General features: G+C 60.1%; 11 protein-coding genes and 1 pseudogene. 3 read left to right on the top strand and 9 right to left on the bottom strand.

Annotated elements, in window-relative coordinates; all coding sequences use genetic code 11:
* Nucleotides 1-233: 233 nt before the first annotated feature.
* Both TRL7639_RS23605 and rpe read left to right on the top strand, forming a co-directional pair.
* Nucleotides 234-515: pseudogene (locus tag TRL7639_RS23605) on the top strand (transposase); the annotation flags it as partial.
* 287 nt (nt 516-802) lie between these two features.
* Complete coding sequence (gene rpe / locus TRL7639_RS03600) at nt 803-1,492, top strand: ribulose-phosphate 3-epimerase (protein ID WP_085794410.1); 690 nt, start codon at nt 803-805, stop codon at nt 1,490-1,492.
* A 244-nt stretch (nt 1,493-1,736) separates the two neighbouring features.
* Here rpe and TRL7639_RS03595 read toward each other — a convergent pair whose 3' ends face one another.
* The 8 genes from TRL7639_RS03595 to TRL7639_RS03560 form a co-directional block, all read right to left on the bottom strand.
* Nucleotides 1,737-3,227 (bottom strand): class I adenylate-forming enzyme family protein, encoded by a 1,491-nt coding sequence (locus tag TRL7639_RS03595; RefSeq protein WP_085794409.1) that lies wholly within the window; start codon nt 3,225-3,227, stop codon nt 1,737-1,739.
* 45 nt (nt 3,228-3,272) lie between these two features.
* Nucleotides 3,273-4,043: an oxepin-CoA hydrolase, alternative type gene (locus TRL7639_RS03590; RefSeq protein ID WP_085794408.1), complete on the bottom strand. Its 771-nt coding sequence runs from the start codon at nt 4,041-4,043 to the stop codon at nt 3,273-3,275.
* Nucleotides 4,040-4,411 carry a PaaI family thioesterase gene (locus TRL7639_RS03585; protein ID WP_235820247.1) on the bottom strand — a complete coding sequence of 124 codons (372 nt, stop codon included), beginning with the start codon at nt 4,409-4,411 and terminating at the stop codon, nt 4,040-4,042. The genes TRL7639_RS03590 and TRL7639_RS03585 overlap by 4 nt, the downstream gene beginning before the upstream one ends.
* A 43-nt stretch (nt 4,412-4,454) precedes the next feature.
* Nucleotides 4,455-5,582, bottom strand: coding sequence for an acyl-CoA dehydrogenase family protein (locus TRL7639_RS03580; RefSeq protein WP_085794406.1), 1,128 nt, complete (start codon nt 5,580-5,582; stop codon nt 4,455-4,457).
* 5 nt (nt 5,583-5,587) lie between these two features.
* Nucleotides 5,588-6,778 (bottom strand): acyl-CoA dehydrogenase family protein, encoded by a 1,191-nt coding sequence (locus TRL7639_RS03575; protein WP_085794405.1) that lies wholly within the window; start codon nt 6,776-6,778, stop codon nt 5,588-5,590.
* A gap of 104 nt (nt 6,779-6,882) precedes the next feature.
* Nucleotides 6,883-8,058 carry an acetyl-CoA C-acyltransferase gene (locus tag TRL7639_RS03570; RefSeq protein WP_085794404.1) on the bottom strand — a complete coding sequence of 392 codons (1,176 nt, stop codon included), beginning with the start codon at nt 8,056-8,058 and terminating at the stop codon, nt 6,883-6,885.
* Nucleotides 8,055-10,151: a 3-hydroxyacyl-CoA dehydrogenase NAD-binding domain-containing protein gene (locus TRL7639_RS03565; RefSeq protein ID WP_085794403.1), complete on the bottom strand. Its 2,097-nt coding sequence runs from the start codon at nt 10,149-10,151 to the stop codon at nt 8,055-8,057. The genes TRL7639_RS03570 and TRL7639_RS03565 overlap by 4 nt, the downstream gene beginning before the upstream one ends.
* Nucleotides 10,152-10,422: 271 nt before the next feature.
* A complete protein-coding gene (locus TRL7639_RS03560; protein ID WP_235820245.1) occupies nt 10,423-11,109 on the bottom strand; it encodes an FkbM family methyltransferase in 687 nt (228 codons plus the stop codon).
* A gap of 317 nt (nt 11,110-11,426) precedes the next feature.
* Here TRL7639_RS03560 and TRL7639_RS03555 point away from each other — a divergent pair, with 317 nt between their 5' ends.
* A complete protein-coding gene (locus tag TRL7639_RS03555) occupies nt 11,427-11,645 on the top strand; it encodes a hypothetical protein (RefSeq protein ID WP_085794401.1) in 219 nt (72 codons plus the stop codon).
* A gap of 33 nt (nt 11,646-11,678) precedes the next feature.
* On the opposite strand, the gene TRL7639_RS03550 is transcribed toward TRL7639_RS03555, so the two are convergent.
* Entirely contained in the window at nt 11,679-12,956 is a 1,278-nt protein-coding gene (locus TRL7639_RS03550; RefSeq protein WP_085794400.1) for an aspartate aminotransferase family protein, read from the bottom strand.
* Nucleotides 12,957-13,000 lie beyond the last annotated feature (44 nt).

Here is a 13,000-nt window from a genome sequence, read left to right as displayed (position 1 = left end):
AGCTATTGCACCTAGAAGTAGCATTAACGTTGATTTTGACCGAGTGACGCATGTTGAGAAAACCGGATGGTTGATCCGTTTGCCGCCAAACTGGATCAAGACCGGACGCCGTATGTCGTGCACGAGCCAGAAGCGGACAAGGTGCGCGATCGGTTGCGCGCCCGGCGAACCCCTGACATTCAATTGCACCCAGGTTCTGGACCCATGAGTTTGGGTGCCGCTGTCTCGGTTGCATGTGTCAAGCTCCTGAGGTTCAGGGGTACGTCACCAGCACTCCAGCCTGGCTGACTGATGAACAGATGGAGCGTCCTCCGCCCGACTTTCCGAAAAGCCATGGCAAGCCGATAGCTGAAGTCCGGCGTGTTCTGAGCGGGGTTATCGTCATTACCCGCAATGGGTTGCGGTGGTCCCACGTCCCTCGCCAATGTGGGCCGCCCAAGATGCCATTAAACCGATGGAAACGGTCAAGCGGTATGGACATGTTCGTTCGGATCGTGATCGGACCGGCTGCGAAAAAGGGCGGTGTGACGAACCTGTCCGCCATGACAAACGCCGCTGCACGCGACTTGAGATCAGGTTAGGGCGCCTGAAGGACTGACGCCGTGTCGCCACTCGCCATGATCGATGCCCGAAGGTCATCCTCTCGGCTAGCGCACTCTCAGCTACCGTCTTGTTCCGGCTGTAAATCAATGAGGCTGGAACCCAGGATCAAACCGGGAACGCGAACACTCCCTGTTCTTGTGGCGAATTTGCGCATATATCCGCACCGACTCACTCTGGCAATTTAGATGCAGGTGCTACCATGACCTTTGACCGTTCCATCAAAATCGCTCCGTCGATTCTGTCGGCTGATTTCGCCAACTTCGGCCAAGAGATCCAGGCCATCGAGGCGCAGGGCGCTGATTGGGTGCATGTGGACGTGATGGACGGCCATTTCGTGCCGAACCTGACTTTTGGTCCGATGGCGGTGAAAGCGTTTCGCCCGCATGTGAAAACGGTGATGGACGTACACCTGATGATCGCACCGGTTGATCCCTACATCGACGCCTATGCCGACGCAGGCGCCGATGTGCTGACGGCCCACATCGAAGCCGGCCCGCACATCCATCGCACTCTGCAGGCAATCCGTGGTGCGGGCATGAAAGCCGGTGTCGCGCTCAACCCAGGCACCCCGGCCGAGGCAGTGGCCCATCTGCTGGACCTGACCGATCTGATTTGCGTTATGACCGTGAACCCCGGCTTTGGCGGACAGAAGTTCATCGACATGACCAGCAAGGTTCGCCAGTTGCGCGAGATGATCGGGGACCGTCCCGTTCACATCGAAATCGACGGCGGCGTCGACCCCAAGACCGCCCCCTTGGTGGCGCAAGCGGGTGCGGATGTGCTGGTTGCGGGTTCTGCCGTATTCCGTGGCGGGTCGGTTTCGAACCCGGAGGTCTATGGCGAAAACATCCGCGCGGTGCGCGCGGCCGCTGAAGGCGTCTACGCCTAAGCGGCGCGAAGCGGGGCAAGATGCTCCCGCCCGTCGTCAGTTTTTCTTGGCAGAAAAACCTCCTCCCGTTGGGCCCGGCGCCGCGCTTTCAGCGCGGCGCGGTTGCGACAAGACGCCCAGGATTGGGTTAACACTGAACGGAGTCGTCTTCGCGCCCCTGCCGAGCGAAGCGAGGCCCGGCCCAAGTCCGCTAGCAGAGCTGACGCAGTCAGGTTTGCTCGGACGCGGGAGCACCCCCTCTCGTTTATCCCAACTGGTCGGCGAAATGATCCAGCAACCGATGTTTGAGGATCTTGCCCGTTGGTGCCGCAGGTAGTTCGGTGGCTACAACGATGCGCGATGGACGTTTGTAGCCCGCCAAACGCGCGGCGGCGAAGCCTTTTAGATCTTCAACGTCCGGCAAGTCGCCCTTGGCGGCTTGCACAAAAGCATAGACCAGTTCGTCCCCCTCCACAGTGCAGCCGATCACCGCCGACTGAATCACCTGCGGGTGGTCGTTCAAGGCCGCCTCGACCTCGGGAGGATAGACGTTAAAGCCACCGTGAATGATAAGCTCCTTGGACCGGCCCGCAATATGGAGCCGTCCGTGCTCATCGAAATACCCCAAATCACCCGTGCGCAACCAACCATCCTGCAAGGCGGCATCGGTCGCCTCGGCATTGCGATAGTAACCCTTCATCACATGCGGGCCCGCTGTCAGCACTTCGCCAATGCCGTCACTTCCGCCTTCGACCGTTTCGTCGATCCGGACCTTGACCCCGGGCAGCGCCTTGCCGACCGAGATGTCGGGATCGCCCAGATCGTTGTTCGACGCGCTGACCCCTGCGGTACTTTCCGTCAGGCCATAGCCGTTCTGGATCGGCACGCCATAGAACGCCTCGGCCTTGCGTTTCCACGCCGGATCCAAAGGGGCCGCCCCGGACGAGGTGTAACGCAGCGCACAGTCCTGCACCCCATCGACACCTTGTTCTTTGGCGTATTGCATCAACAGCGCATGCATCTGCGGCACTGCCGAAAACAGGGTCACGCCATCGCGCAGCTGATCGTATAGCCGGGCCGCAGAAAACCGCGCCTCGAGCCGAACCTGTGCGCCCGCATAACTGGCCGCCGTCACCACTGAACACAGGCCAAAGACATGGGTGATCGGCAGAACACCATAGACCACATCTTCGCGCGTCATTCCCCGCAAATTAGCCGAGGTCATCCCCCCGAACCGCACATTGTCATGGGTCAGCATAACCCCCTTGGGCGTGCCCGTCGTACCGGTAGTAAAGAGCATGACAGCCACATCATCCAAATCCGCATCCGGCGCGCTGGCAAAGGGAGCCGCCACATGGAACTGCCCGAACGACCCGACCAAGGCCTCGGCCGTCATCCTGCCCGCATGTTGCGTTGCGTCCGGTGACGCCGCTGTTGTCAGCAAGACCACCGCAGGCCGTGCATGTTCGATGATCCGCATCAGTTCGCCCTGCGTCTGACGGGCGTTTACCGGCACCGCACAGGCACCGATCCGGGAACAGGCAAAAAGCGCTGCTATGGCCGCGCAGCAGTTTTCGCACACGATCATGACCCGGTCATAGGGCCGTACCCCACGCACCTGCAACTCTGCCACCAGATCTGACACTGCTTGACCAAAGGCAGCAAAGCTCCAACACGCGCCGCCATTGTCGGTCAAAGCAATCGCATCAGGACGGACCGAGATCTGATCCTCCAGGAAATCATGCCATTTGCCCATAAGACCCTCCCTGTCGCCGAGCATGCTGCGCCCCCATCGAGCGCGTCAGAATTGCGGTTTGCGCTTCTCCAGGAACGCCGAGATCCCCTCGCCTGCCTCGTCCCCCGCCACAGCCCGCGCCATCGCATCGCGTTCGGCATCAAGCTGGTTTGCCTCAGCCGTCTCAAAGGCCTGGCTCACCAGCCCTCGGATCACACTTTGTGCCTCTCTTGGACCTGCGGCCAACCGGTCCGCCAATTCCTGTGCGACGGCCAGCGCCTCTCCGGGTTCAACCAAATCGGTTACGACACCCAATGCAGCCATCCGCGATGCATCAACCGGGCGGGCGAGCAAGCACATCTCCATTGCCAGGGGCCGCGGAACGGTCCGCGCCAAAGCCGAGGTCAGACCCCCATCCGGCACCAGCCCAGCCTTGACATAAGCGGCTGTGAATTTGGTCCCCTCGGCCGCCACGATCAGGTCACACGCCAAGGCAAGCGAGAGCCCGGCACCTGCAGCTCCCCCTTCGACCGCAGCAATCACCGGTACCGGACTGCTGCGCACTGCACGCACCACATCATGGAGCAGATCCACTCGCGCCCTGCGCTCGGTTTCGCCCAGCTTGCGTCGCTCGATCAGCACGTTCAAGTCGCCACCAGCGCAAAAGAAAGGCCCCTCGCTGGTCAGTATGATGGCGCGGATGCGGCTATCTGCTGCCTGTTCCACGGCTGAAGTGATCGCATCATAAAGCTCGGGTGACAACGCGCCGCGTTTCGCAGTGTTGCCATTCACCACAACCAAACGATCGCCCTGATCCTCGACCCAGGCCAGGCTCACGGATCTTTCCTTTTGCCACTGCGTTTGAACGTACCCTGCGCCATGGCCAGCAACTCCCCGTCCTCATTGCGAAGCTCGCCGGACACGTAAGCCATAGACCGCCCGTTGCCCGCCGGGGTGCCCACGGCTGTCACGCGCCCTCCGCGCCCGGCGGACACGAATTGCACATTCAGTGCAACCGTCACAACGGGTGCAGGGTCCTCGGGGCAGAACATGGCTGAAGCCGTTTGGCCGCATGCTACGTCCAGCAGCATCGACACCAGCCCACCATGCAGGATGCCGTGATAGTTCAGATGCTCGGGCCCGATATCCAGATAACAGGCCCGGCTTATGCCCGTGCGGCTGTGGTCGATCTCGTATCCGGTCATCGTCTGACAACCGGATTTCTGACGTGTCCACGAAGCAGAAGGGCTAGGCTGCGTTGAGTCCAATGAACCGCTCCAGATGATAGTCTGCATCGCCAAAGCGATGGTCGGTCATGACGATGCGCTTGGCAATATGGGCCAGTTCGTATTCTTGCGTCATGGCGATACCGCCGTGCATCTGGATCGCCTCTTCGGCCACCAACCTGCCCGTGCGAGCGATCAAATTGCGCGCAGCAGCGATCTGACGATCACGGTCGTCACTGCCCAGATGACCGGCTGCATTGGTGACAGCAGAGCGCGCTTGCTCCAACTCGATCAGCAGGTCCGAGAACCGATGCGCCAGCGCCTGGAACGTCCCGATGGGGCGCCCAAACTGCTTGCGGGTCATAAGGTACTCGCGGGTGAGTTCCGTGGCGCTTTCCATCGCGCCCATTGTCTCGGCCGCCAAGGCCACATTGGCACGGGCCACAACATCGGTGAGCGCCTGGAACCCCGCACCCTCAGCCCCGAGCCGGGCTGACTTGGGCACCCGCACATTGTCCAGTGTCACCTCGGCCGCGCGCCCCCCGCTCATCATAGGATAGCCCTGCATGGTCAAACCGGCGGCACCCGCAGGCACCAGGAACAGCGAAATCCCATCCAGGCTGAACGGCCCGCCGCCTTCGCGCGCTGATACAATCAGATATCCAGCAGCCTCAGCGTTGATCACAACTGCCTTGCGGCCTTCGATCACGATGTCATCCCCGTCGACCTTGGCCGTGGTTTCCACCCGGCTCAGATCATAGCGGCTGGCAGGTTCACCATGGGCCAGCGCCAGATGCAGGGCGCCGCCGATCACCTCTTCGACAAGGTTTTGTTGCGCGTCATTCCCGAGCGCCGCAATCAGGCCACCGCCCAAAATTGCAGTATCCAGAAACGGCTCGACCACGCCAGCGCGGCCCAGTTCCTCGAACACGGTCGAGATGTCAAAACCCGCGCCGCCAAATCCGCCCTGTTCTTCGGTGAACAGCGCGCCGATGACGCCCAAATCGGCCAACTCGCCCCAGATCTCGGCGCTCAGCCCCGTATCGCTGTCGATGATCGCATTGCGCTCGGTCGTGGTGTAGCGCTCGGACAGAAAGCGCCGCAGCGTGTCCTGCAGCATCTGCCGCTCTTCGGTCAGGTTGAAATCCATGTTCCTCAGCCCCCCATCTTGACCTTGGCAATGATCCCGCGCTGGATCTCGTTTGATCCGCCAAAGATCGACAGTTTGCGGTTGTTGAAATACTGCGCCGCAACCGGCCCGGCATAATCCGGCCCGATTGGGTCGTTGTTCCCCTCAACGGCCTCAGACACGAATGGCATCGCATATGGCCCAACGGCCCGACGCGCCAGATCGTTGATCTCTTGCCGAATGATGGTCCCCTTGACCTTGAGCATTGAGCTTTCGACACCCGGTGCCTGTCCAGCCGCAGCCTGGCTGATGATGCGCAGGTTCGTGGTAGACATGGCCATCAGGTCGATCTCGACCTGCGCGAGACGCGCCGCAAAATGCGGGTTTTCGATTAGCGGACGGCCATTGGCGCTCTCTTGGCGGGCCACGCGTTTGACTGCATCCAGGCCTGCACGACTGAACCCAACGCCTGCAATCCCGGTGCGTTCATGGGTCAGCAGATACTTGGCATAGGTCCAACCCTTGTTTTCTTCGCCCACAAGGTTTTCGACCGGCACGCGGACGTTGTCGAAAAACACCTCGTTCACCTCGGGCGTACCATCGAGCAAGACGATGGGCCTTACCTCGATGCCAGGCGTGTTCATATCGATGAGTAGAAACGAGATGCCTTCTTGCTGCTTTGCATCCGGATCGGTGCGCACCAGGCAGAAGATCCAATCGGCATATTGGCCAAGCGTGGTCCAGGTCTTTTGTCCGTTGACCACGTAGTGGTCGCCATCGCGCACGGCTCGGGTCTTGAGCGAGGCCAGATCCGACCCCGCGCCGGGTTCGGAATAGCCCTGACACCACCAATCCGTGCCATCCAGGATGCGGGGCAGGTAATGATCCTGCTGCTCCTTCGATCCGAACTTCTGCAGCACGGGCGCCAGCATCGACAGGCCAAAGGGCACGATGCGGGGGGCATAGGCGGCTGCGCATTCATCCTCAAAGATGTGACGCTGCACGGCGTTCCATTCCGCTCCGCCGAACTCCTTTGGCCAGTTGAACGACAGCCAGCCCTTTTCGTTGAGAATGGAGTGCCACAGCTCATGACCCTCCTTCCCGATATGCTCACCCCGCCGGATCTTGTCCGACATGTCCTTGGGCAACTTCTCCTCCAGAAACGCCCGCACCTCGTCGCGAAACGCTAGCTCTTCTTCCGTGTAACTCAGATCCATCTCTGAACTCTCTCCCTCAACATCCGCGGCAGCGCGACGCCCGGCACTCCGTGCCGGGCCGCCTTTGTCCGGGCCTCGATGGCCCGGACAAAGGCCCCCACCGATCAGTAAATCTCGAACAGGCCAGCCGCGCCCATGCCACCGCCGATGCACATGGTCACGACGCCCAACTTGGCGCCGCGACGCTTGCCTTCCAGCATCAGATGACCGGTCATACGGGCGCCGGTCATACCGAACGGGTGCCCAATCGCGATCGAGCCGCCGTTGACGTTGTACTTCTCGGGGTCGATCCCCAGCCGGTCGCGGGAATAGAGACATTGGCTCGCAAAGGCCTCGTTCAGCTCCCACAGGTCAATGTCATCCACTTTCAGCCCATGCCGCTCCAACAGACGCGGCACCGCAAAGACTGGACCGATGCCCATCTCATCGGGTTCACAGCCTGCAACAGCAAAGCCCTTGAACGCGCCCAAGGGTTCCAACCCGCGCTTTTCGGCCTCACCTGCTTCCATCAGCACCACCGCCGCTGCGCCATCGCTGAGTTGCGAAGCATTGCCTGCTGTCACGTGGTTTCCTGCGCCACGCACGGGGTCCAATCCCGCCAGCCCCTCCAGCGTTGTACCCGGGCGGTTGCATTCGTCACGGTCGACCACGACCTCTTTCTGCGAAATCTCGCCCGTTTCCTTGTCCTTGACTGCCATGGTCGTGGTCATGGGCACGATCTCGTCCGCGAACTTCCCCGCCTCTTGCGCGGCTGCAATTCGCTGCTGGCTGCGCAAAGAGTATTCATCCTGATACTCGCGGCTCAGACCATACCGTTCGGCCACAATGTCTGCAGTCTCGATCATTGTCATGTAGATCGCGGGCTTGTGTTCCAGGATCCACGGATCGGGTGCCGGGCGCATTTTCGACTGCACCAGCGAGATGCTTTCGACCCCGCCCGCCACCATCGGGCCTGCGCCCTCTTGCGTGATCGCGTTGGCGGCCTGCGCGATAGCCTGCAAGCCCGACGAACAGAAGCGGTTCACGGTCATGCCCGATGCCGTCACCGGCAAACCAGCACGGATCGCGATCTGGCGGCCGATGTTGCCGCCGGTTTCCCCCTCGGGTAGGCCACAGCCAATCACGCAGTCCTCGATGTCCGAGCCCTGCAGTCCGGCCCGCTCGACAGCGGCCTGAACCGCGTGACCGCCCATGCTTGCGCCATGGGTCATGTTGAACGACCCGCGGAATGATTTTGCCAGCCCGGTGCGGGCGGTGGATACGATTACGGCCTGTTTCATTGTGCAGCTTCCTTGTTCAGGTCATCAAAGGTGCGGCCCTCGGCCACGAGTTGTTCAAGAAGGGGGGCGGGTTGCCAGAAGTAGTCGTCTTCCTCTGCCCATGTCTTGATATCGGCCAGCAACGCCGGCAATCCCACCATGTCGGCCCATTTCAACGGCCCTCCGCGATAGCGCGGAAACCCATAACCATAGAGCAGAGTCACATCCACATCGAGCGGTCGTCGCGCGATGCCTTCGCCAACCACCTTGGCGGCTTCGTTGACCATAGCAGCCATATACCGACGCACGATCTCTTCGTCGGTGAATTCACGCGCTGTGATCCCTTTGACCAGGCGTTCGGACGCGATCATGGGCATCACATCCGGGTTGGGAACACCGGCCCGTTTACCGGCATCGTAAATGTAGTACCCCTTGCCGGTTTTCTGGCCGAAATGGCCATCCTCGCACAGCTTGTCCGCGTAAGAGCTGTCTCGTGCGCGGGGATCGAGCCCCTCAGCCCGTTTGCGCTTGCGCACTGACCACCCGATATCCAGACCGGCCAGATCGGCCACGGCAAATGGGCCCATGGCAAAGCCGAAGTCGGTCAATGCCTTGTCGATCTGGTAAGGCGATGCTCCGTCCAGAATCATGTGATCGGCGCAGGTCCGATAGGTGGACAGGATACGATTTCCGATGAACCCGTCGCAGACACCGGCGCGAACCGAGATTTTGCGCATCCGCGCGCCAAGCATAAAGCCCGTGGCAACCACATCCGGCGCGGTCGCATCGGCCACCACCACCTCGAGCAGTTTCATCACATGCGCAGGAGAGAAGAAGTGCAGCCCAATCACATCCTCGGGCCGATTGGTGCAAGCCGCGATTTCATTGATGTCGAGATAGGAAGTGTTCGAGGCCAAAACCGCGCCGGGTTTGCATACGGCATCCAACTGCGTGAAAACCTTTTTCTTGACCTCCATGTCCTCGAACACAGCCTCAATCACCAAATCGACGTCGCTGAGCGCCTCATAATTTGTCGAGAGAGTCAGCGCTTTGGTTGTCAGGTCCTCGAACTGCGCCTGACTCAGCTTGCCTCGTTTCAAGGCTCCACCCAGGTTCCCTTCGATCCGGCCCTTGGCGGCCTCGGCTGCTTCGGCTGACATTTCAAGCATCACGACCGACAGCCCCGACAGCAAAGCCGCAGTAGCAATACCAGCCCCCATGGTTCCGCCGCCAATCACGCCGATGGCGTTCAAATCGCGCGGTTTGATACCCTTGAGCTCTGGCAGTTTGCCAACGGCCCGTTCCGAGAAGAATGCATGGATCATCCCTTGGCGTTGATCCGAGGCCATGAGTTCCATGAACAACTCGCGTTCACGATACATACCTTGGACAAACGGCAGCTCACAGCTAGCCTGAATACCACGCACGGCTGTGGCCGGTGCAATCATGCCGCGACTTTTCTTGAACACCACATCATAGAGCGCATCGAAATCGACCGCTTTGGGCGCACGCATTTCGCTGATGGGACGGCGTTCCGCACCGCTGTCAATCAATTCACGAGCATAGGCCAAGCCGATATCGCGCGGAGCCCCGTCTTCGACACGGTCAAGGATCCCCAGCTCAAGCGCCTCTTTGGCCCCGACCTGACGGCCCGATGTGATTATGTCCACCGAGGCGTCGACCCCAATGAGACGAGGCAACCGTTGCGATCCGCCTGCTCCAGGCATGACCCCGATCAGCACTTCGGGCAGACCCACCCGCGCCGAGGGAACTGCAATGCGATAATGTGAACCAAGCGCGATCTCGAGACCGCCGCCCAAAGCAGTCCCGTGCAATGCCGAAACAACAATCAGCGGTGAGGATTCGATGCGCGTGCAGACGTTGGGCAAAAGAGGTTCGGTCGGCGGCCTTCCAAATTCACGAATGTCGGCACCCGCAAAATATGTGCGCCCTTCGCCATATATCAGCACCGCCTTGGCGCCATCGGCTTCTGCGCGCGCCATCCCGTCCACCAGTCCCTGGCGCACATCCAAACCCAAAGCATTGACCGGCGGATTTTGAGCGGACAACACCGCGATATCCCCGATCAACTCATACCCAATTGCCTCTGACATTGGCATCAACTCCCCTACGGCAAACTGCGCGCCGAAAGAATATGACGCGCCACCTTCTCTGGGCCGAACATACCGCCGACGTGGCAGGCCTTGCCACCCTCGGGTCGTCTCCTGACGATGCGTTCGGCAGTTATTTCACGCTGCGGAATATTGTTCCGCAAACACGAGGGTGGTCCGCCCCGACCCCAAGATCAAGGAGAATTCGTCGATGCGACGTAAGGTTGAATTTGAGTTCGGAGGTCCGCCGAGGCGGATCAACACAGAGCTGATCCTAGGATCGTACACAGGTCCAGACGGTACGTGTGGATTTTTCGTCAACGCGTTCGAACCCGGCCTCTGTCAAAATGGTTTTGCATTCGCGCATCCCCTCAACGCCATAGGACTCGGGGTGAAATTCCAACACCACAGCACGGAACGGTTTGAGGTCGGCATGACGTAGAAGGTCCAGTTCGCCGCCTTCGATGTCCATTACCAAAACGGTCGGCTTGATTTGCTCGCACACCTGCGAAAAAGACGCGGTTGGCACATCCACCACATTGGAAGGGCGATTGCCGGGGTTCAAGAGAGACGACCCCAAATAGCTGGTGCGTATGTGGAATTGCAGGGTGTCAGGCCGGTCTGCAGCGCTGATAAGAACCTGATTGGTGACAGAAATACGATCTTGCAGGTCGTTAAGCACATAAAGATCGTTGATGGCGTCCATGAGTTCCGGGTTTGCCTCAAACGAATGGATCGCCTTGGGTTTTGCATTACGGGCTATGACAGCCCCGACCAACCCGATACCCGCACCGATTTCCAAAACCGTATCGTCAGGCGTCACCACATGAAGAGAGCCTTCGATCTCTTGCCCCTCATAGCGGGCGGCCTTGATCCGTTCGATCCGCTTTTCGTGCAGGAACCGCGTCATGGGTACTTTGACGCCAAGGCATTCTGCGGCGATGGTCTGTGAATCGGTCACTGCTCGGGTCCTTATGCCCTGTTTCATTGCATTGCATCCTGCGGAGAAGACGTCAAAAACGCAAGGGTCGTTGGTGCGAAACCGCTGTGGAATGCACCGGGATTACTCTTGGCGTAAATTGACGCCTCCCGCCCCCGGTGCCAGGCGGGACCTGCGAGCGTTGCAACCTCTGATTTGACCCAAGCCGCGCAAAATATGAGGCGAAAATACACCCTTGCACGAATTGCACATCAGCTATTCCGCGGTCGCACCTACTCAATGCTGCAAGTGCAGCATAAATATGGCTCAACCGAAACCCTTGCCGGGAGATTCTGAAAATGGCCGTTTCCGCTTCACAGTCGCACACCGTTCCTTCGATCCTGGGGGCCGCCTTTGACATCTTCGTGGGCATCATGAAATCGCTGACCCAAATCGGCGAAGCCAACGCCAAGGTACGTCGCATTCAAGACCTGTCGAGCCTCAGCGACGCCGAACTGGACGCCCGTGGCATCAAACGCGAGAACATCATCCGCCACGTGATGGCAGACGTGCTGTAAAGGTTTTTGGGACCGGAGCCCGGCCCCAAAAGCTTATTGGATCAAAAATGCCGCAGCGGTTTCATAGGCCCGCTGCGTCAAATCGAAGTCATCTTCAGTCAAAGCCAGCGAGGGATAGGTCTTGCCAGGCGCCTTGAAGATGCCCTCTTGCATCAGAACCGCGTTGAACTTGGTCGCCCTCGCGGTATCAGCATTGAACGTGTCGCGATAGTCGCGGGGCTGTGCCTCGGCGAAGACGATTTCGAACAGGGTTGGATCGCCCACAATCTGATGCGCAATACCCTGCGCAGACAAAGCCGCCCCCGCCATATCCATCAGACGCTGACCATTGGCGCGTAGCTGGTCATAGGCCCCATCGCGGCGCAGCACTTCCATCGTTTTGAGGCCCGCAACGGCCGCCACCGGGTTGCCCGAAAGCGTGCCCAGTTGCATGAGCCATTTGTCCGCGCCCACAGCCGCCTTGTCGAAATGGGCCATTATGTCCGCGCGCCCTGCAATTGCAGCCAAGGGGAACCCGCCGCCGATAACCTTGCCCAGAGTCGCTACATCCGGCGTCACACCGTAGAGTTCCTGCGCTCCGCCATAGGAGAAGCGAAAGCCGGTAACCACTTCGTCAAAGATCAGGACAATGCCATATTTGTCGGCCTCATCGCGCAGCAACTGCAGGAAACCGGGCGCGGGTGGGATGATCCGTTGCAAGGGTTCGACAATGATCGCCGCAACCTGATCGCCATGCTCGGCCAGAAGCGAGCGAATGTAGTCGGGATCGTTGAACGGCGCAATCAGCATCTCGGCGCGCACGCTTTCGGGGATGCCTGCGCTGTCCGGGACCGCCTGCGGGAAGTTGACCATGCGCGACGGCGCAAGGCTCATCTGCGCCTCGGCGCTCATACCGTGATAACCGCCTTCGAATTTCACCACTTTGTCGCGCCCGGTAAAGGCACGGGCCAGACGGATCGCGTACATATCGGCCTCGCCGCCGGACGAGACATAACGGATCTGATCGGCGCACGGCACGGCGCGGCAGATCTCTTCGGCCAGTTCGACACCTGCGGCGTTGTTGGCAAAGAACGTCATGCCCTTGGGGAGTTGTTCTGCCACCGCGTCGAGCACCTCGGGGTGGCCATGGCCCAACAGCATCGGGCCCGAGCCGATCAGGAAGTCGACGTATTCCTTGCCGTTTTCGTCCCAGACCCGGCTGCCTTTGCCATCGCGAATGAACATGGTCGGGTCAAAGTTACCAAAGCCGCCGCCTGGCAGGACGGATTGGGCGCGTTCGAACCAATCGGCTTGTGAGAGGATTTTGTCCATTGCTGTGATCCTTTGCCGTAGGGCGTTTTCCTTGGGTTTTCAAA

Origin of the sequence: Falsiruegeria litorea R37, assembly GCF_900172225.1 — a bacterium.
Taxonomy (GTDB): domain Bacteria; phylum Pseudomonadota; class Alphaproteobacteria; order Rhodobacterales; family Rhodobacteraceae; genus Falsiruegeria; species Falsiruegeria litorea.
This window is presented reverse-complemented; position numbering and strand designations above follow the sequence as displayed.